At 37.4% G+C, this 18,256-nt stretch carries 19 protein-coding genes and 1 other annotated feature; of the genes, 18 read left to right on the plus strand and 1 reads right to left on the minus strand.

The features are described 5' to 3' along the window. Positions 1–291: 291 nt before the first annotated feature. The gene (locus ACESSZ_RS14595; protein WP_008688746.1) at positions 292–744 is read right to left on the minus strand and encodes a DUF1307 domain-containing protein; all 453 of its coding nucleotides are present in this window, start codon (positions 742–744) and stop codon (positions 292–294) included. Positions 745–1,004: 260 nt separating this feature from the next. Between ACESSZ_RS14595 and mnmA the strand changes: the two genes are divergently transcribed. The 18 genes from mnmA to ACESSZ_RS14685 all read left to right on the plus strand — a co-directional run bounded on the left by mnmA (position 1,005) and on the right by ACESSZ_RS14685 (position 18,205). Next, positions 1,005–2,168: a tRNA 2-thiouridine(34) synthase MnmA gene (gene mnmA, locus ACESSZ_RS14600; RefSeq protein ID WP_020990754.1), complete on the plus strand. Its 1,164-nt coding sequence runs from the start codon at positions 1,005–1,007 to the stop codon at positions 2,166–2,168. After that, on the plus strand, positions 2,155–2,865 hold the full coding sequence (locus tag ACESSZ_RS14605; RefSeq protein ID WP_008688742.1) for a CPBP family intramembrane glutamic endopeptidase: 711 nt from the start codon (positions 2,155–2,157) through the stop codon (positions 2,863–2,865). Before mnmA ends, ACESSZ_RS14605 begins: the two co-directional genes overlap by 14 nt. 15 nt (positions 2,866–2,880) lie before the next feature. Then, complete coding sequence (gene recD2 / locus ACESSZ_RS14610; RefSeq protein ID WP_008688739.1) at positions 2,881–5,052, plus strand: SF1B family DNA helicase RecD2; 2,172 nt, start codon at positions 2,881–2,883, stop codon at positions 5,050–5,052. A gap of 47 nt (positions 5,053–5,099) precedes the next feature. Continuing rightward, on the plus strand, positions 5,100–5,276 hold the full coding sequence (locus ACESSZ_RS14615; protein ID WP_008688737.1) for a hypothetical protein: 177 nt from the start codon (positions 5,100–5,102) through the stop codon (positions 5,274–5,276). Positions 5,277–5,300: 24 nt separating this feature from the next. Further along, the gene (locus tag ACESSZ_RS14620) at positions 5,301–6,392 is read left to right on the plus strand and encodes an AI-2E family transporter (RefSeq protein ID WP_008688736.1); all 1,092 of its coding nucleotides are present in this window, start codon (positions 5,301–5,303) and stop codon (positions 6,390–6,392) included. 102 nt (positions 6,393–6,494) lie between these two features. After that, positions 6,495–6,694 (plus strand) — a binding site (T-box leader). A gap of 37 nt (positions 6,695–6,731) precedes the next feature. After that, positions 6,732–9,356, plus strand: a complete 2,625-nt coding sequence (gene alaS, locus ACESSZ_RS14625) for an alanine--tRNA ligase (RefSeq protein ID WP_017144641.1) — start codon at positions 6,732–6,734, stop codon at positions 9,354–9,356. A gap of 61 nt (positions 9,357–9,417) precedes the next feature. Continuing rightward, positions 9,418–9,678, plus strand: a complete 261-nt coding sequence (locus ACESSZ_RS14630) for an IreB family regulatory phosphoprotein (protein ID WP_008688731.1) — start codon at positions 9,418–9,420, stop codon at positions 9,676–9,678. Then, positions 9,678–10,100, plus strand: coding sequence for a Holliday junction resolvase RuvX (gene ruvX / locus ACESSZ_RS14635; RefSeq protein ID WP_008688729.1), 423 nt, complete (start codon positions 9,678–9,680; stop codon positions 10,098–10,100). Before ACESSZ_RS14630 ends, ruvX begins: the two co-directional genes overlap by 1 nt. A gap of 25 nt (positions 10,101–10,125) precedes the next feature. Beyond that, positions 10,126–10,383 (plus strand): DUF1292 domain-containing protein, encoded by a 258-nt coding sequence (locus ACESSZ_RS14640; RefSeq protein WP_008688727.1) that lies wholly within the window; start codon positions 10,126–10,128, stop codon positions 10,381–10,383. Further along, positions 10,364–11,431 carry an endolytic transglycosylase MltG gene (gene mltG, locus ACESSZ_RS14645; RefSeq protein WP_008688726.1) on the plus strand — a complete coding sequence of 356 codons (1,068 nt, stop codon included), beginning with the start codon at positions 10,364–10,366 and terminating at the stop codon, positions 11,429–11,431. Before ACESSZ_RS14640 ends, mltG begins: the two co-directional genes overlap by 20 nt. A gap of 13 nt (positions 11,432–11,444) precedes the next feature. Further along, positions 11,445–12,077: a uridine kinase gene (gene udk, locus ACESSZ_RS14650; protein ID WP_008688724.1), complete on the plus strand. Its 633-nt coding sequence runs from the start codon at positions 11,445–11,447 to the stop codon at positions 12,075–12,077. A 26-nt stretch (positions 12,078–12,103) separates the two neighbouring features. Beyond that, positions 12,104–12,580, plus strand: a complete 477-nt coding sequence (gene greA, locus ACESSZ_RS14655; protein WP_008688722.1) for a transcription elongation factor GreA — start codon at positions 12,104–12,106, stop codon at positions 12,578–12,580. Between the two features lie 240 nt (positions 12,581–12,820). Further along, positions 12,821–13,291: a ComEA family DNA-binding protein gene (locus tag ACESSZ_RS14660; protein ID WP_008688720.1), complete on the plus strand. Its 471-nt coding sequence runs from the start codon at positions 12,821–12,823 to the stop codon at positions 13,289–13,291. Then, positions 13,288–15,240, plus strand: coding sequence for a ComEC/Rec2 family competence protein (locus tag ACESSZ_RS14665; RefSeq protein ID WP_008688718.1), 1,953 nt, complete (start codon positions 13,288–13,290; stop codon positions 15,238–15,240). Before ACESSZ_RS14660 ends, ACESSZ_RS14665 begins: the two co-directional genes overlap by 4 nt. Before the next feature lie 5 nt (positions 15,241–15,245). Next, on the plus strand, positions 15,246–16,199 hold the full coding sequence (gene holA / locus ACESSZ_RS14670; protein WP_008688716.1) for a DNA polymerase III subunit delta: 954 nt from the start codon (positions 15,246–15,248) through the stop codon (positions 16,197–16,199). Between the two features lies 1 nt (position 16,200). Beyond that, positions 16,201–17,403, plus strand: coding sequence for an L-serine ammonia-lyase, iron-sulfur-dependent, subunit alpha (locus ACESSZ_RS14675; protein ID WP_008688715.1), 1,203 nt, complete (start codon positions 16,201–16,203; stop codon positions 17,401–17,403). An 18-nt stretch (positions 17,404–17,421) separates the two neighbouring features. Beyond that, the gene (bilS, locus tag ACESSZ_RS14680; protein ID WP_008688714.1) at positions 17,422–17,922 is read left to right on the plus strand and encodes a flavodoxin family protein BilS; all 501 of its coding nucleotides are present in this window, start codon (positions 17,422–17,424) and stop codon (positions 17,920–17,922) included. Next, on the plus strand, positions 17,873–18,205 hold the full coding sequence (locus tag ACESSZ_RS14685) for a GIY-YIG nuclease family protein (protein WP_202800582.1): 333 nt from the start codon (positions 17,873–17,875) through the stop codon (positions 18,203–18,205). The genes bilS and ACESSZ_RS14685 overlap by 50 nt, the downstream gene beginning before the upstream one ends. Positions 18,206–18,256: the final 51 nt, after the last annotated feature.

The raw sequence follows: 18,256 nt of genomic DNA on the forward strand, positions 1-18,256 counted from the left end.
ACAATAGCTGGACGAGCTCCAGTAAAGATAGCACGTTGCCAGGTAGGAAGACCTGTTCTGAGAAGGACAGGTTTTTTTCTATATAGAGAAAGAAAGCCAAACACATTCCTTATGTGAGGGCTCCCTTTCCATATTATTATGAGTTTGTAATATAAAAGATTTGTGTATTGATTTAAGTTATCAAATGAGAGTTAGAAGATTATTCAATGATCATTGGTAAATAGTTATTTAACAAATAGAAAAAAGATTCCCCATGAGGAATCTTTTTGAGACTATCTTATAGTGAATGGATTATTTACAAGTAGCTCCCTGTTTTTCTGCTTGTTTTACAGTGTTTTTCAAAGACATGTCCGTATCACTACCAAAGCCAAATTTCTTCAGTGAACTGCTGTCTGTCTTTGTGAAATCCATATTGATTTTTACAACAATATCTTTATCCTTAAAGTCGAAAGATACTTTCATACCATCATCTTCTTTAATTCCCAAAGATGATTCTAACTGTGTCTGCATCATTTTTTTCTGATCATCAGACAGTGTACTAAGATCAACACCACCTAAAGCAGAAGCAGGTACCGTTACATTCATGTCAGCAGTTTTGATTTCATCATCTTTTGCGTTGAATGTTGCAGCTAACGTCATACCATTTTGTGTAATACTGCAAGTTTTTGATTCTGATTTGTTACCACTTCCGCCACATCCGGCTAATAAAGTGACAACACATAAGCAAGCTAATAATTTTTTCATACGTTTTTTTCTCCTCGTCTTTCATAGTAACATAAATATTCTATCATAAGATTTTTATGTGTTAGTATTTTAACATAATTTCACATACTGTACAATCTATTTTAATGTTTATCTGGAAAACTCGTAAAAAATAACCAAATTTTATGATAGTTTGTCAGAAAATTTATATCTTACAAGGATGACTGGCTTTTTCGCGTTTAATGTGGTATAACTTTCATTGAAATCCTTAATATATAAAGATAAAAGAAATGGTGATGAAAATGGCACAAAAGGTATTATTAGGTTTATCAGGCGGCGTGGATTCTGCCGTTGCCGCTTATATTTTAAAAGAGCAGGGTTATGATGTAACCTGTGCATTCATGCGCAATTGGGATTCATTTGCCAATAATGATATTATGGGAAATCCTACGATTCAAGATGATGTATGCCCGCAGGAGCAGGATTACCTTGATGCAAAAGCTGTCGCAGATAAGTTAGGACTTCCTTTATTGCGGGTGGATTTTGTAAAGGAATATTGGGATAATGTATTTACGTATTTCTTAGATGAATATCGAAAAGGGAGAACACCCAATCCAGATATTTTATGCAATAAATATATCAAGTTTGATGCATTCATGAAATATGCCAGAAAACTGGGGTTTGATATTTTAGCAACGGGACATTATGCACAGGTGGAACACACACCTTTATATAGCCGTATGTTACGTGGCGCTGATTCAAATAAAGATCAAACATATTTTCTTTGCCAGGTTTCTCAAGATGCATTAGCACACGCATTATTCCCAATCGGTAATTTGAATAAAGCAGAAGTTCGTGAAATTGCACAGAAACTTGAATTAGAAAGTGTAGCTACTAAGAAAGATTCTACGGGCATTTGTTTTATTGGAGAACGTAATTTTAAAGAGTTTTTACAAAATTATTTACCAAGTCAAGATGGTGATATCGTTGATATTCATTCATTAGAAGTAATTGGTCGTCATATCGGGGTTTTATATTATACGATAGGGCAGCGAAAAGGATTAGGTATTGGTGGTAATAAAGGCCCATGGTTTGTAGTAGGTAAGGATGTACATAAAAACATTCTGTATGTGACCAATGGAAATGAAAAAGACTGGTTATATTCTACTAGTTGCATTGTATCTGGCGTGAATTGGCTGCGCCCGCATAAACCAGAAAACGAATATGCATGTACTGCAAAATTCCGCTATCGTCAACAAGATCATGAGATATCTTTACAGTTTATTGATGAAACAACCGTTCTTGTATGCTATCCACAAGGTGTGGCTAGTGTTACCTGTGGACAAGAAGCTGTCTTTTATGATGGTCAAGAATGCTTAGGCGGTGGTGTCATTGAAGAGGTTTTCTGTGATGGTATCAGTATGCAGAAAAAAATAGAGGAGCATGTAGCCCATGGAAAAAACTAATATGAAACATCTTTCCTCTACGCGCTGTATCCTTTTATTACTTTTCTATTTTGTTGGTTATACGTATTTGTTACCACGGATATTAACGGTTTTAACCTTAATGGTGGATCCGCAAGCAACAACCTTTAACATTCCTATTTCCGTTGTGTCTTATGTCATGATTATGGTTTTTGTTATTTGGGTCGCAAAGCCGATTTGGCTGGATTCCATTTTACAATTCAAAGCGAATTGGAAAAAATATTTACCTATGATTTTTGCACTTGTATTTCTTACGGTTATGGCAAATTATATATTAAATATCTTGGTAAGTATCATCACTCAGACAGGGGATAGTGAAAATCAAAAAGTTATTGCCGAGAACGCTATTGTTGCTCCGGCTTTTACGATTTTTTCTAGTGTGATCTTTGCGCCGATCGTTGAAGAAACCATTTTTCGTGGTGGTGTTTTTACATGTTTACGCTCACGTGTATCTTTCAGTTGGGCAATGTTGATCAGCTCCTTTCTCTTTGGCTTTATCCATATCATGGATTCTCTTATCGAAGGGAATTTCACGGATGTGACATATCTGTTTCTATATACTGGTATTGGTCTTGTTTTAGCTTATGGGTATGAAAAAAGCAATTCCATTATCGTTAGTACAGGGGTACATATGTGCAACAATATTCTTGCTATCCTTTCTTTGTTTTTAACATTATAATGTAAGGAGGCCATAATGGAAGAAGAACTGATTTTAGAGGCAAAACTGCTGCATACGATATTTTATAATGAGGCAAATGGATATGCTGTTGGTAAATTTATAACCTATGATGCGAATGAAGAAGATTTTATCGCTACAGGTTTCTTTCGAGAATTACAGGAAGAAGTTATTTACCGTCTACATGGCAGTTATGTAGATCATCCTCGTTATGGTATGCAGTTTCAGGTAAAAGCATATGAAAAAGTCATGCCACAGGATGATGAGAGTTTAATTCGTTTTTTTGCAAGTTCTTTATTCCCGGGCATTGGAAAACAGAGCGCTAAGCTCTTAGTAGAGACTTTAGGGCCAAATGTCATTGAACGAATCAAAGAGGATGAGCAAGTCTTATTACAGATACCATCCTTTACGCCTAAAAAACGCCAAGTTATTTTAGATGGAATTCATGAACATGATGATGTTGATGATACGACTTTTTTCTTTACTCGTTTTGGTATCAGTGTCCGCAATATCATGAAATTTGAGGCAAAGTATGGGCAAGAGGCGGTTGCCCTTATTAAAGAAAACCCTTATCGCTTGATTGAAGAAATTGATGGTATAGGTTTTAAGACTGCTGATAAATTAGCACAGGAGCTATCTTTTGGATTAAATCATCCCTACCGTATCAAAGCTGCTATATTGTCTATGATATTGGAGATGTGCATGGCGAGTGGCGATACTTTTGTGACTACTGAGGATTTGACAAAGCGTGTTGAAAAAGAGTTTAAAGATGTAGATTTGTCTTCTTACTTAGATGAATTGGCAAAAGAATTTCTCATACATAGAGAAGAGGAGCGAATCTATCACCATACACAGTATGATAGTGAAACAGGTATTGCTGCTTTTTTGGCAATGTTTCCTTTTGAAGAACAAGAACCAACTTTAAAAGAAGAACTCATGCAAGACATGGAAGAGTTGGAACAAACATTACACATACAATATGAGGAGAGACAGAAAGAATCCATTCTTACGTTTTTTGCGCATTCCTTTTCAATTTTGACAGGAGGACCTGGTACTGGTAAAACAACGATTGTCCAAGGTGTTTTAACGCTTTATAAACAGCATTATCCAAATGATGTAATTGCTGTATGTGCACCAACAGGAAGAGCTGCTAAACGTTTGAGTGAGCTTTGTGGTTGTAATGCTACTACGATTCATAGTTTATTGCGTTGGGATTTAGAATCGAATACCTTCTTGGTGAATGAAAAAGAACCATTGCAATGTGATTTGCTGATCATTGATGAGTTCAGCATGGTGGATCAATGGTTGTTTTATAATCTTTTAAAAGCTTCAAAACTAGTAAAGAAAATCTTGATCATCGGAGATGAGGATCAATTGCCAAGTGTTGGATGTGGTAGCGTATTAAAAGATCTGATTGCTTGTGAACAATTTGCCGTCACTCGCTTGCATAAAATATTTCGTCAAAGTGAGGGAAGTGATGTGATTGCGCTTGCTCATGAAATACGAGAAGAACAGATTACAGTATTAGATTATGCTAAAGACATTGCCTTTTTTGATGCGCAGAATTATGAAGTGCGTGACTTGGTTGTTCGTATTGTTGCCAATGCTTTAGAAAAAGGCTATGAATCAAAGGATATTCAGGTGTTAGCTCCAAAGTATGGAGGGGTAGCCGGAATTGATGCTTTGAATAATGCTTTACAAAAAATGATGAATCCTTCAACAGCTCATAAACGAGAACTAAAAGTTGGCTATCGCATCTTTCGTGTGGGTGATAAGGTCTTGCAACTGAAAAATCAGCCCGAAGATGAGGTGTATAATGGTGATATTGGAGAAATTGTAGATATCGCTTATGCTTCTGAAAGTGTAGGACAGAAGCATCAATTACTTGTTGATTTTGATGGTATCATGGTGGAATATAGCAATGAACAGCTATATAATATTACCCATGCATTTTGTATTTCCATTCATAAAGCACAAGGCAGTGAATATCCCATTGTTATCTTGCCAATTGTTTCAGAATATGCCTATATGATGAGCAAGCGCTTATTATATACCGCAGTTACTAGGGCGAAGAAAAGTCTTGTTTTATTGGGAGAGCGTGATATGTTACATAAAGCGGTAACACGCAAAGAACGTCATCAGCGTAATAGCACCTTAGAAATGCGAATTCGCAAATTGTTTCATGCATAACTTCATCAAAGCTTACCATACTAGATGTGTAAGAAGGAGTGATACGCATGAACAAATGTTTAGGTGCTGCCGTTATGGGATTTTTAATGGGTTTATATCTTGGCTATATGAAAGATGAGGAAATTGAGGATCTTTGTCATCAGTCAAAAAAAGCTGAGAAGAAAATGAAAAAGAATTACCATAAGGCGATGGATCAAATTTGTGATTGTATGGATTTGGATTAACCCCACGAATGGGGTTTTTCTTTTATGAAACAACGATATGAACGAATATTGTTTCATGCGAAACAGCTTCTTCCTTGCTTAGCATGTATCTTTCTTTTGCTATTAATTATTAAACAATTGGCATTAGATGCATGGTTAGCTGCTATTTATCGTGCTTTTTTACCTATTCTAAGTGGTGTATTATTAGCTTTTTTCCTTCAGCCAATCATTGATCGAGTACAACAAAAATTTTCTTTAAAGGTCAGTGTAATGTTAGTTTATATTGGCTTGTTGGCGATTCTAGGTGCATTTTTAGCTGTTTTATTACCTTTGTTGTATCAACAGGCGCTCGAGTTGGCACAACTTGTCCCACGATGGCTGCAACAGTTGGAAGGCTTTTTAAAACAACATCATATTGCGTATGACAATTTGAAAACGCTAAAGCAAAATTATATGCAGGAAGGGTATATAATAGCAATAGATTCAGCAAAAAGTGTCATTGACACTTTAACGGACTATGGTATTGCGTATATTATTGCGTTCTTTATTTCCATCGATATGGATTTTTGGAAACGTACAGCAAAGAAAATAGTACCAAATGTAACACGGGTTGCGACTTTTTATCATACGCTGAGCAATATCATTTATCAATATTTGGCAGGCACCATGCTAGATCTTTTATTCATTATTGTCAGTGTCGGGATTGTCTTAAGTCTTTATCGTTTTCCAAATGCTTTACTCTATGCTATGATTTTGGCATTGTTAAATTTATTTCCTTATGTTGGAGCTACTTTAGGGCTTATCTTAATAGCAGCCGTAGCAGCTTTACATTATGACCATTACCCATGGATGATGTTTTTCATCGTCTGGAGTATTCAACAGATAGAATCTAATATTATCCAGCCTTTGATCTTTAATCGCACTATGAACGTACGACCGCTGTTAACGTTTGTCTTTATTTTTATATCGGATGCTTTTTTTGGTGTCATAGGTGTGATATTATCCCCTATTTTTGCGGCTGTAGCCCAAATCGTTTTCCGCAGCTATCTGCATTCGAAAACAAGTGATAAGGTAGGAGAATGGGAAGACATCTGGCGAGATTTTGATGAAGTGATGGCAGAGGAGACAATACCATGATATTTGCGATGGTAGTATGCAGTGACGAAATTCATGATGAATGATAATCGTGTGAGAATGGCTTGCGTGTAAAATAAGAATTTGTTATAATAGCGAAGGAATAAAAAAGCGTAGAAGAAGAGGAGTACATCCCTGCTGCGGCATAGAGAGAAAACGGAAGGTGGAAGTTTTCGTGTCAGGATGGATGGAAGGCTGCTTTGGAGCTTTTCGCGAGAACATCGGCGTTAACGATGATAAGTAAGGTGTGCTTTCAGTGAAAGTGAACCGGGATGGTACCGCGTAATGATGATTGCGTTCCTGGATAAGGAACGTTTTTTTATGCTTAAGGAGGAAGTTGACATGAAAAATTTAACAGGTAACCAGATACGACAACTGTTTCTTGATTACTTTAAGAAACATGGACACATGATTGAACCAGGCGCTAGTCTGATTCCTCACAATGATCCTACTTTGTTATGGATCAATGCCGGAGTTGCGGCGTTAAAGAAATATTTTGATGGAACAGTGAAACCGGAATGTCCAAGAATTGCCAATGCTCAGAAATCTATTCGTACAAATGATATTGAAAATGTTGGTAAGACGGCACGTCATCACACCTTTTTTGAAATGCTCGGTAATTTTTCAATTGGGGATTACTTTAAAAAAGAGGCAATTCATTTTGCTTGGGAATTTTTAACTAGTGAAGAGTATATTGGTTTTGATAAAGATCGTTTGTATATCACGGTGTATATTGATGATGAAGAAGCATATGATATTTGGACAAACGAAATTGGTGTGGATCCTTCGCACATCTTAAAAACAGCGGATAACTTTTGGCAAATCGGAGAAGGACCATGTGGACCGGATACGGAAATCTTCTATGATCGTGGGGAAGCATATGATCCAGAAGGACTGGGTGAAAAACTGTTTTTTGAAGAGATGGAAAATGACCGCTATATTGAAGTCTGGAATAATGTCTTTTCTCAGTTTGATGCCAAAGAAGGAGTTGCACGCAAGGATTATAAAGAATTGCCACAGAAAAACATTGATACCGGTATGGGATTAGAGCGTTTGACCTGTTTGGTGCAAAATGGTGAAACTAATTTTGATACCGATTTATTCTTGCCGCTTATTCATGCATGTGAACAATATACGTCCATGCGTTATGAAGATGCTGAAAACAAAATGGCGTTTCGTGTTATAGCGGATCATATCCGTACCGTGACCTTTGCGTTAGCGGATGGTGCATTATTCGCCAATGAAGGACGTGGCTATGTGTTACGCCGTGTCTTACGCCGAGCTGTTCGTTTTGGCAGAAAATTGAAAATTGAAGGTGCCTTTATGTATAAGCTGGTACCGGTTGTTTATGAAATCATGAAAGACTTTTATCCATATATCGAAGAAAAAATTGATTATATTGAAAAACTGGTAAAAGCTGAGGAAGAACGTTTCCATGCTACACTGGCAGATGGTGAAAAATTATTGCTGGATGTTATGGAAAAAAATAAAGATAATAAGTTATTGGATGGTGTGACGGCTTTTAAGTTGTATGACACCTATGGGTTCCCATTAGAATTGACATGCGAGATAGCAGAAGAAAGTGGATATCAAGTAGATGTGCAAGGCTTTGATGAAGAGATGAAAAAACAGCGCGAGCGTGCCCGCAATGCTCGTGAAGATGTGGAATCTATGTCTAGTCAGTCAGCAGATTTAATGGCCTTTACACAAGATAGTAAGTTTATCGGTTATGATGAAAGAACATGTGATGCACAGGTCATAGCTTTATTTAAAGATGGTAAGCAAGTGGATGCTATATCTGATGAAGGCGATATCATCTTAGACACAACCGTCTTTTATGCGGAAAGTGGAGGCCAGATAGGGGACAGTGGCAGCTTTATGGGGGATGCATTAGGCCGTATTGTCAATACTGTGAAAGCACCACATAAACAGCATTTACATAAGGTTGTTATAGAAGAAGGATGTTTGCATGTTGGCAGCAAGCTGCAACTGGCAGTGGATAATAAAAAACGTGATATTATCACCAGCAATCACTCTTGTACACATTTATTACAAAGTGCTTTGAAGAAAGTTGTTGGAAATCATATTCAACAAGCTGGTAGTTTTGTCAGTGATGAATATCTACGCTTTGACTTTACACACTTTGAAAAGGTAAGTGTGCAGCAGTTAAAGGAAATTGAACAACTGGTAAACCGCTTTATCAGTGAACATCATCCTGTAAGTAAGGTGGAAATGCCGATTGAAGAAGCAAAGCAAAGCGGAGCTACCGCATTGTTTGATGAAAAATACGGGGATGTTGTCCGGGTTGTTACAATGGGCGATGTGTCAAAAGAATTCTGTGGTGGCTGTCATGTAAATAACACACAGGAAATTGGTATATGCAAGATTATCTCTGAGGAAAGTATTGGTAGCGGTATCCGCCGTATTACGGCAAAGACAGGCTATAGTGCTTATGAAGACTTTGCTGCGGAAGAAAAGACACTGCGTCATATAGCAGATGATCTGAAGATGAAGAGTATTGTCAATGTAGATACGAAAGTAGAACAAGTGTTGCATGAAAATGCGCAGCTGAAAAAGGAATTGGCTGCTTTGCAAAGTGAGATGTTCACACTGAAGGCGAATGAATTGATCCATGAGGTGAAAGAGTGCAATGGTCGTCATGTATTGATCAAACGCATGGATGGTGCTGACGCTAATGCGTTAAAAGATATCGCTAGTACCATCAAAGCACAAAAAGAACATGTAATAGTCTTTTTAGCAAGTGTTTGCAACGATAAGGTTGTATTTGTTGCTGGCGCAGATAAATTGGCTGTGGCTGATGGTATTAAGTGTGGCGATTTGGTAAAAGAGGCAGCAATGCTTTGTGATGGCAAAGGCGGAGGAAGAGCAGATCTTGCGCAGGCCGGTGGCAAAGATGTGACGAAAGTGGATGAAGCCGTGGAATTCATTAAAAATAAACTGTCTTAGGGTTTCAATTTTATAGAAAATAGGATAAAATGAAAGAAAGATAAAAAAAGGAGGTAATACGATGAGAGATATTACAGAGACGATGTCTTTTAAATCAGATGATTTAAAGCGTGACAATATCAAGCATGTATTACGTGTCGTGAAGGAAGCGTTGGATGAGCGTGGCTATAATTCGGTGAACCAGCTGGCCGGATATCTTATCAGCAATGATCCTGCATACATTTCTTCCCATAACAATGCCCGCAGCATTATCCAAAGCGTAGAGCGCTATGAAATTATTGAAGAGTTAGTGCGCGCTTATCTGGAAGATGATCAGCATTGATGCGAATCTTAGGACTTGATCTTGGTTCACGTACATTGGGGGTCAGTGTGAGTGATGCCTTAGGGATGATAGCACGTCCCGTCGAAACCATACGTTTTGAACAGGATGATTATGATTCCGCTTTGACGCAGATAAAAAAATACATCGATGAATTTCAGGTAAAAAAGGCAGTGCTGGGATTGCCTAAGCATATGAATGGAGATGTCGGTATTCGCGGGGAGATTTCCATCATGTTTAAAGAAAAACTAGAAACCTTAGGTGTGGAAGTGATACTTTGGGATGAACGTTTGACAACTGTTGCAGCTGAACGCATTCTTATCAGTGCAGATGTATCCCGCAAGAAGCGCAAGAAAGTTATTGATCAGATGGCTGCTGTTCAGATTTTACAAGGCTATCTAGATAGAAATCATCAGGGGCTGTAAAAGCCCCTTTCTACAGGAGGATATAATGTTAGAAACAAATACGATGTTTGTCACAGATGAAAGTGGCAATGAAAAAGAAATGGAAATTTTATTCACATTTGAAGATGAGGAAAAAGGACGCAAATATGTAGTGTTTGCGGATCCTGAAGATGAAGGAGAAGAGGTTTTTGCCTCTGCTTATGATGATGAAGGCAATCTGATGCCGGTTGAAACAGATGAGGAATGGCAGATGATCGAAGAAGTGATAGGAGCGTTCCAAGAAGATGAAGGCGCTGAAGAATAAGAAGATTCTGATACCTGCCATCCTTGTTATTATCTGTTTGGTTATTGGTGTCACAGCCTTTTCTATGTATACCGCAAAGCTAAAAGCTCCATCAACCACACCAGAAAAAGTCATCTTTGAAGTAAAAGAAGGCGAAGGTAATGCGTCTGTATTAGACAAGTTGGAAAAAGCTGGATTGATACAGGATGTACAGGCAGCAAAGCTGTGCATGAAACTGCAAGGCTTGAATGACATCAAATTTGGTGTCTTTACATTGGATCGTTCTTGGGATACAGAAACGATTTTAGAAAACTTGAATGATGTTAAAAAAGCAAAGCAAAATGAAGTGATGATTACGTTTAAGGAAGGTATGTGGGCGAAAGATATTGCACAGTCATTGCAACACAAGCTAGGTGTAAATGCAAAGAATTTGTTAAAACTGTGGAATGATGATACCTATCTTAAAGAACTTATGAAGACATATCCTTTTTTGACAAAGGATATCTTAAACGATAAGACACGAGTGAAACTGGAAGGCTATTTGTTCCCGGAAACGTATACGTTTGCAAAGGATGCGGATGAAAAGGAAATTACCAAAACATTTTTGGATCATTTTCAAAAAATCTATCAGAAATATGAAAAGGATATTGTTTCCAGTAAATTCACTATGCATGAAATCCTAACTCTTGCCAGTATGGTTCAATATGAGGCAAGTACGAAAGAGGATATGCAATTGATTGCCGGTGTTTTCTTTAATCGCTTAGATAAAGATATGATGTTACAATCCAGTGTTACCGTATGTTATGCATTGTATGATGATCTAACAAGTGGAGAAGACTGTGAAGTGAATCCGGATATTGATTCCTTATACAATACATATAAGTATAAAGGCTTACCGATCGGTCCGATTTTAAATCCGGGAGAAGATGCAATACAAGCCGTTTTGCATCCGACAAAGAGTGATTATCTGTATTTTGTTGCGGATGTATATGGCGATGGTAAAGTTCATTATGCGAAATCTTATGAGGAACAGTTACAGAATCAAGAAAAGTTCCATTTGAATAAATAAGAAGGTGTATGTGATGAAAAAAACGATTGTAATCGGAATAGCCGGAGGCAGTGCTTCAGGTAAAACATCGATTTCACAGCAGTTGAAAGATCGTTATGAGAACACTCAGTCCGTCGTCATTATCCGACAGGATGATTATTATAAAGATCAAAGCGAGAAGACGATGGAAGAGCGTGTAAAAACGAATTACGATCATCCTTTTGCTTTCGACAATGCTTTATTAGTAAAACAGTTGAAAGAGCTGACTATGGGCAAGGCTATAGAAAAACCAACCTATGATTTTGTTCAACATACCCGCTCGCATAGCATTGAGCATATAGAACCAAGTGATGTTATTGTCATTGAAGGACTGTTTGTTTTGGAAAACGAAGATTTACGTAATTTATGCGATATTAAGATTTTTGTTGATACTGATGCAGATATTCGTTTTATACGTCGCTTGTTGCGTGATGTAAAACAGCGAGGCAGGACATTAGAGTCAGTTGTTGAACAATATACAAGTACGGTAAGAGATATGCATAATCTGTTCATTGAACCAAGCAAACGCTATGCAGATGTCATCATCCCAGAAGGGGGTCACAATATGGTGGCGATTGATTTGTTGATGACGAAAATAAGTAGTATTATTCAGGAAAACGTGGTATAATACCATGTGACGATAGGAGTGAAAATATGGCAGACGAAAAGTTTTATGTAACCAAAGAAGGGTTAGATGAACTCTTAAAGGAACAGGATAATCTGATCCATGTAGTACGTGATGAAGTCATTTTAGAATTACAGGAAGCTCGTGCACAGGGTGACCTTAGTGAAAATGCCGATTATGATGCTGCTCGTGACCATCAGGCACGTGTAGAAGCTAGAATTCGTGAGCTTGAAGCAATGATTGCCAATGCCGAAATCATTGAAGGCGATAAAGAAACAAGTAGTAAAACAGTAGGTTTAGGTTCTACCGTAACAATTAAAGATCTTTCTAGTGAGGAAGAGGAAACGTATACGATTGTTGGTTCTATAGAAGCTGATCCACTAAATGGAAAATTGTCCAATATTACCCCTTTAGCAGTTGCTTTGTTGGATAATAAGCTGGGTGATATTGTTGAGGTTTCTAATGTGGAAGAACCTTATAAGGTTAAAATCGTTAATTTGAAGTAATCGATGTATGAAAAAGCAGGTTTTCTGCTTTTTTTCTGCTATTTTAGTACTGCAAAAAAGATGATTCATTTATGTTTTATAAAAGAATTTAAGCGTATAGGAACGTTTTGATAATAATGCTATTTCTATATTATACTATTGAAAGATTGAGAATACCTGTTTTAGATATACGGGTATCTTTTTTATAATTTATTACGGAAAAAGCCTGTTTGTGTCGTATAGCTAAATGGAGGGATCTATATGAAAAAGACAGGTATCTTTTTTAGTGTTTTATTTTTCTTGTTTTATTATGAACGTTATGAAGTCATAGATGTTCGTAATTATCAAAGTGCTGTAAAAAGTGTGGAAGTGAAAGGTGAAGTACAGCATCCAGGTGTCTACCAATTAGAGCGTCATGCGAATGTGGAAAAAGCCATAAAAGCAAGTGGAGGATTAACCAAGCAAGCAGATATCAGTGGTTTAAATCTGACTATGGATATAGAACATCACGGTGTTCTTGTTGTACCCTCAAAACATAGGATCACAAAGATTTCCATCAACGCCGCAACGCTAGAAGAGTTGGACACTTTGCCGGGGATTGGTCCTTCGATTGCACAGCGTATCGTTGAATATCGAAAACAAATGCCTTTTCAGACTTTAGAGGATTTGAAACAGGTAAAGGGAATTGGGGATAAATTGTTTGATAAAATAAAGGAGCATATTTGTTTATGAAGGGCATATGGTTATGTATTGGCTGTATTGTCCTTATATTTAGCTGGCTGCCCGTATACAGCAGTTTCTTCTTTCTGGTGGGTGCTCTATGGTTTCTTCATAAACGATTTCATCGAGGAGAAATCATATGTCTGGTGTTTTGTTTGCTGGTATTTGTAAGAATTCAGCGTTTGTCTGATGTGCATGAAATTTCTTCTCGTATCGTGAAGATACAAGAAATCAAACAAGGATATATGATTGGGGCTAACAAAGAGGGAAGATTTTTACTATATGGATTGAAAAAGGTATCTTTTGATGATGTAGTAGAATTGCGTGGAACTTATGAGAAAATCGATAGTATACATAATTTGGGACAGTTTCATTTTGCGACATGGGCAAAACGTAAAGGAATGGTATATTGTATGAATGTAAAAAGTTATACTCTTATCAAAGAAGGGACTACGTTACGTCATCGATTATATGCCAATATTGAAACAAAAGATGTTGCGATTCAGCAATTTTTAAAAGCCATGCTGTATGGTATTCATGAAGAAGAAGTATCTTTTTTATTGCTATCCAGTGGTATGCATATTGCTTTTTTATCACGGTTTCTTACAAAGCGAATGGCACGCAAATGGGGATTTGCCAAAGCCCATAGGCTTACACTTCTTTTAATGATGGGGATGAGTTATCTTACTGTTTTATCTTCCTCTATCTTACGCGTAGTTTGCTTTTCGCTTATCTCTGGCCTTTTTACCAATTTTGATGAGAAAGATACGCTTGGTATATCAATGATTTTTACCATTTTGTTAGCGCCTTCTATGGCCTATGAGGTTGCTTTACTGATTCCTGTATGTTTTCGCCTGGTTTTTATGTTTCATGTCGCAAAGCGTAATAAAAAAATAGTTGGCATGTTGGTGCTTTTTCCAGCACAGATGTGGTTTTATCATACATGTGATCCGCTGCAAATGGCTCTGTTTTCCTTTCTGCGTAAAGTCTATGCTATTCTCTATGTACTGGCATGGCTGCTTATCCTACCGGCAACAGAATACCTGTTTTTGCTGATACAATGGATGTTAGCAGCATTGCGCCTAATACAGCAGATTTCTTATCCGTTGTATGGCAGTGTATCTATCCTTTGGTTAATTTTATGGTGTTTATCAGCAATGCGGTATATTTCCTATGTACATTGGAAGGATAGTCTTACCCTATGTTTGCTTCTTGTTATATTTTTTATACGTCCCTACCTTTCGCCGTTTGCTTCGGTTACGATGCTGGATGTTGGACAAGGCGATTGTACGCTTATTATTACTCCCTATCACAAAGAAGTTATCTTGATTGATGTTATGGGACATAAAAAGAAAAATATTCCAAAAGAGATTATTGTTCCGTATTTGCATGCCCAAGGGATTTATCATCTTGATAAGATCATTGTGACACATGCCGATATGGACCATAGTGGTGGTGTTGCACAGTTGCAAGAATTAATGCATGTTGATGAAATTATCGATCATAAACAGCTGGCAAAACAACAGGAAACACCATGGATGAAGTTTTTTCTTTTAGATTATGAGGGTGAAGATGAAAACGATAATAGTATTGTTACGATGCTGCGTCTGTATGATACCTCCTTTTTATTTATGGGTGATCTAGGTATAAAAGGCGAACAAAAATTATTGCAGCTATATCCTAAATTAGAGGCGGATGTCGTAAAGATAGGGCATCACGGCAGTAAGACTAGTTCTGCAACAGCTTTTTTACATCAAGTGCATCCAGCCCTTGCACTAATATCCAGTGGCCGACATAATTTTTATGGACATCCTCATCAAGAAGTGTTGGATGCTATGGAAAAAGAAGGTATCTTACCACTTATAAGTGCAAGACATGGTGGGGTTACAATAAAAATTTGTAAATATTTTCGTTTTTTCAAGACGGCTGAGCAGCAATTTGGTATAATATTACCTAGGTGATAAGCATGAATTATGTCTTGTATGGAGAAGAACAGTTTCGTTTGAAAAAAACATTGCAAACGATCATCAAAGAATATATAGCAGATGGCGATGAATTAAATACCGTTCAATACGATGCCTTGCAATGTGATCTGGAAACGATCCTAGAGGATGCTATGACGATTCCTTTTTTCTCTGCCTATAAGATTATTCTTGTTTATCATGCAAATTTTTTATCCGCTGCCAATGATACAGGAATTGATCCCAATGGATTAGAAAATTATGTGAAACAACCGATGGAAAGTACGGTGTTAATTCTGATTGGTGATTTCGCGAAATTAGATACACGCAAAAAAATCATTAAGCTGATTCAAAAAAATTGGAAGGTATTAGAATTTCGCAAGCTGGATGATCTCGGTAAGCAAAGTTGTGTGAAAGAGGAAATACAGCGCCGACAGTTGCATGTAGATGCACAGGCCATGCAAGAATTATTGAAACGATTACCACTGGATATGGAAACCATTCATTCTGCATTTGATAAATTGCAGCTTTATGGTGGTGATATCACGCAGGATGTGGTTGCTCATTTAGTAGCCAGACCGTTAGAAGAGGATGTTTTTGAGTTGGTCAATGCGGTGGTGGAGCAGGATGTTCGTAAAGCCTTTCGCATTTGGTGCGATTTGTGTGTCGTTAATACCGATGCCATTTATCTGATTGCCCTGTTAGCATCTCAATTTCGTTTTCTGTTTGAAGTAAAAACCTTGATGATGCAAGGGGAATCCAAAGATGGGATCAAAGATATATTACATGCACATCCATACCGTATAAAATTAGCTATGCAGAGTGTGCAGAATTTATCCGCTTCTTATCTGATGAGCATGTTGGCAAAGTTAGCAACACTGGATCAGAAATTAAAAGGCGGTTTACTGGATAAAAAAATGGGATTTGAAATGTTTTTATTAGAATTGCAAGGAGCTTAATATGAAGTCATTAAAAGAACTATATCGGATTGGTCCAGGACCATCCTCCTCACATACATTAGGACCACAGCGTGCCTGCCGTTTATTTCAGAAACGTTATCCTATGGCACATCATTATGAAGTTGAACTCTATGGTTCTTTATCCTTGACGGGAAAGGGACATTTAACAGATGCTATCATTATGGAAACGATGAAACCTAAAGCATGTTTGGTGTTTTTCAAGAATAAAAAAGATTTAAAGCATCCCAATACCATGCGCTTGATTGCTTTTGATGAAAAGAATCAGGAAATTGGGGATATGATTGTGTATTCAATTGGTGGTGGAGCAATTCGTGTTGAAGGAGAAACAAGTAATGAAGGAAAGGATGTTTATCCGCATCATTTTCTAAAAGATATTTTAGAATATTGTGAAGCCCATGCAATGGAATTATGGGAGTATGTCAATATGTTTGATCCCTTAGGTGATTATATGGATAAGATCATGGATCAGATGATCAAAACGGTTGATGGTGGTTTACAGAAAGAAGATGTCTTACCAGGCGATCTGCATTTAAAACGGATAGCAAAAGAATTAAAGGAACAGGCAGATGAATGCAAAAGTGCTGTGGAAAAAGAAAAATTATTGTTGTGTGCATATGCATATAGTGCCAGTGAGGAAAATGCTGGTGGCAGTATTACCGTTACGGCACCAACGCTAGGCAGCAGTGGTATCTTACCTTCTTTGGTATACTATTACCATAAAAATTTGGGGTATTCCCGTGAATGCATTCGTAATGGTTTGAAAATTGCTGGTTTATTCGGCAATTTAATTAAGGAAAATGCGACGATATCTGGTGCACAAGGAGGATGTCAGGCAGAAATTGGTGCTGCTGTTTCAATGGGGGCGGCTATGGTGGCATATTTTCGCGGAGGAAGCAGTTCCCAAATAGAATATGCGGCAGAAATCGGCATTGAACATCATCTTGGTTTAACCTGTGATCCTGTCGGCGGATATGTTATGATTCCTTGTATTGAACGTAATGCTGTAGGAGTTCTTAGAGCAATGGATGCAGCTATTTTAGCGCAAAGCATCTGTAATGTCAGAGAACATAAGGTCAGCTTTGATATGGTCGTAAACACCATGAATTATACTGGACGCAAGATTGCTTTAGAATTAAAGGAGACAAGTCTTGGCGGTTTAGCAAGCGTCGTACCGATTCGTTAAGAAAGGAAGTGCTTTAAGATGAAGTCACTGATTGTTTATTCCAGTGCTACTGGAAACACTCGAAAATTAGCAGAAGTATTTGCTAATGAAATCGAAGATGCAGAATTACTGAGTATTCAAGATGTCAAAGTATCCATGTTAAAAAACTTTGATATGCTTTATTTAGGTTATTGGGTGGATAAAGGTGATTTAGATGCAGCCAGCGCAAAGTTGGCAGAGCATGTGCAAAATGCTAAAATTGTCTTATTTGGCACATTAGGGGCTGCTGATAATTCCGAGTATTATACCATGGTCAAACGACGCATTGAAACGCATTTTCAAGATGCCAAACTGTATGGGCATTTCTTATGCCAGGGGAAAGTACAAGAATCTGTGATTGCACGTTATCGTCAAATGATAAAAGAACATCCCGATGATGTACATATGCAGGAACAGCTTAAAAATTATGAGAAGGGAAGAACTCATCCAGATGAAACGGATTTACAAAAAGCCCGCGATTTTGTCCGTTCCATCACCTAAAATTCCATATGAAGATGGCTTTTATGTGTATTTACTGCGTTGCTGTGATGAATCTTTGTATTGTGGATGGACAACCAATTTACGGAAACGCTTTTATGATCATGTTATGAAAAAAGGTGCAAAGTATACAAAAGCACATCGCCCATTGGAGTTGTATTATTTTGAATCCTGTGAGGATGCAGCCAGTGCTCGTAAACGAGAATATGCAATAAAACAGCTAAGCAGAAGGGAAAAATTAGCATTAAGAAATATTAAAAAAGAGGCTGTAACGAATAAGAAATAGCCTCACAAATAAAAATACGTCAAACTCATAAGAGAATGGCGTATTTTTTTT

The organism is Eubacterium sp. 3_1_31, assembly GCF_964249515.1.
GTDB classification, from domain to species: domain Bacteria; phylum Bacillota_I; class Bacilli_A; order Erysipelotrichales; family Erysipelotrichaceae; genus Longicatena; species Longicatena caecimuris.